Origin of the sequence: Microbacterium sp. ISL-103 (assembly GCF_018613995.1) — a bacterium.
Taxonomy (GTDB): Bacteria; Actinomycetota; Actinomycetes; order Actinomycetales; family Microbacteriaceae; genus Microbacterium.
The window spans coordinates 1-2,250 of record NZ_JAGGPD010000611.1; the positions used below are offsets into that span (position 1 = coordinate 1).

Here is a 2,250-nt window from a genome sequence, read left to right on the forward strand (position 1 = left end):
GCCTTCTTGGCCGGAGCCTTCTTGGCGGGCGCCTTCTTCGCGGGAGCCTTCTTGGCGGCGCCGCGCTTGGGCGCAGGGCCCTTCGCACGCTTGTCGGCGAGCATCTGCACGGCGGTCTCGAACGTGATGTCCTCGACCTTCTGGCCGCGCGGGATCGTCACGTTGGTCTCGCCGTCGGTGACATAGGCGCCGAAGCGACCGTCGCGGATGCGGATCGGCTTGTTGCTGACCGGGTCTGCCTCGAACTCGGCGAGCGCGCTGGAGGCACGGCGGGATCCGGCTCCGTACTTCGGCTGCGAGTAGATCTCGAGAGCCTTCTCGAGCGTGACGTCGAAGATCTCCGACTCGCTCTCGAGCGAACGGGAGTCGGTGCCCTTCTTCAGGTACGGACCGAACCGACCGTTCTGCGCGGTGATCTCGTCGCCGGTCTCGGGGTCGTTGCCGACCACACGAGGAAGGCTGAGCAGCTGCAGTGCGGTGTCGAGCTCGATGGTGTCGACCGACATCGAGCGGAACAGGGATGCCGTGCGCGGCTTCGGTGCGACTTCCTTCTTCGCTCCGCGCTTGGGCTTCGGGGCCTCGACCACCTCACCCGTCGCCTCGTCGACCGCGGCGTCGTCGGACACCGGGTCGGTCTCCTGCACGTAGGGACCGAAGCGTCCGTCCTTGACGACGACGATCTTGCCGTTGTCGGGGTTCGTGCCGAGCACGCGGTCGCCCGCGACGGGCGCATCGATGAGCTCCTGCGCCTTGGCGGCCGTCAGCTCATCGGGCGCGAGATCTTCGGGCACGTTGACGATGCGGGGCTTCTCGTCGGGCGCCTCGGGGTTTGCCACCTCGAGGTACGGACCGTACTTGCCGAATCGCAGCGTCGCGGTCTCGGTGATCGGCGTCGAGTTGAGGGCTCGTGCATCGATCTCGCCGAGGTTGTCGACCGTCTGACGCAGGCCGACGTGCGAGTCGGAGCCGTAGTAGAACGAGCGCAGCCACTCGACGCGCTTCTGCTCGCCGCGGGCGATCGCATCGAGGTCGTCTTCGAGCGCGGCCGTGAAGTCGTAGCCGATGAGGTCGGCGAAGTGCTCTTCGAGCAGTCGCACGACGCTGAAGGCGAGCCATGTCGGAACGAGGGCCTGCCCGCGCTTGGTCGCGTAGCCTCGGTCGATCACGGTGCCGATGATGCTGGCGAACGTCGAGGGACGCCCGATGCCGTGCTCTTCGAGCGCCTTGACCAGCGATGCCTCGGTGTAGCGCGGCTTGGGGGTCGTGCGGTGCCCCTTGGCCTCGGAGTCCGACATGCGCAGCTGGTCGCCCACGGCGACGACGGGGAGCGACTGGTTCTCGTCGGCGTCCTTGTCGTTGCGCTTCTCGTCGCGACCCTCTTCATACGCCTCGAGGAAGCCCTTGAAGGTGTAGACGGTGCCGGATGCGGTGAACTCGGCGTTCTGCCCGGCGGCGTCGACCGCGATGGTGACGGTCGTGGTCTCGTACTTCGCGTCGGCCATCTGGCTTGCGACGGTGCGCTTCCAGATCAGGTCGTAGAGGCGGTGCTCTTCGCGGTCGAGCTCGGAGGAGACGGACTTGGGCGTGCGGAACGTCTCGCCGGACGGGCGGATCGCCTCGTGCGCCTCCTGGGCGTTCTTGCTCTTCGACTTGTAGACGCGCGGCTTGAGAGGCACGGCGGAGTCGCCGTAGAGCGAGACCGCCAGACCGCGTGCCGCCTGCACCGCCTGGGTGCTCAGCGCCACCGAGTCGGTTCGCATATAGGTGATGTAACCCTTTTCGTACAGCCGCTGGGCGACGCTCATCGCCTGCTTCGCGCTCATCGAGAGCTTGCGGCCCGCCTCCTGCTGCATGGTGGAGGTGGTGAAGGGGGCGTAGGGACTGCGGGTGCCGGGCTTGGCCTCGACCTTGGTGACGGAGCCAGCGCCTGCGGCGTCGACGGCGAGCGCGAGCTGCGCGGCCTTCTTCTCGTCGAGGATGACGACGGCCTTCTTGAGCTTCCCGGTGTCATCGAAGTCTGTTCCGCGGGCGAGCTGACCGCCGTCGACGCGCACGAGGCGCACGCGGAATCCTGACGAGGAGGAGGCGAGCGCCTCGACGTCCCAGTACTCGGCCGACACGAACGCCATGCGCTCGCGTTCGCGCTCGACGATCATGCGGGTGGCGGCGGACTGCACTCGTCCGGCAGAGAGGCCGGTCTTGACCTTGTACCAGAGCACCGGCGAGACGTCCCACCCGTACAGCCGTTCG

General features: G+C 67.5%; 1 protein-coding gene. It reads right to left on the reverse strand.

Annotated features, from left to right (window positions below):
• Nucleotides 1-2,250: type I DNA topoisomerase (topA, locus tag J7E68_RS18600; protein WP_215175022.1), on the reverse strand; the 2,250-nt coding region annotated here is incomplete at both ends.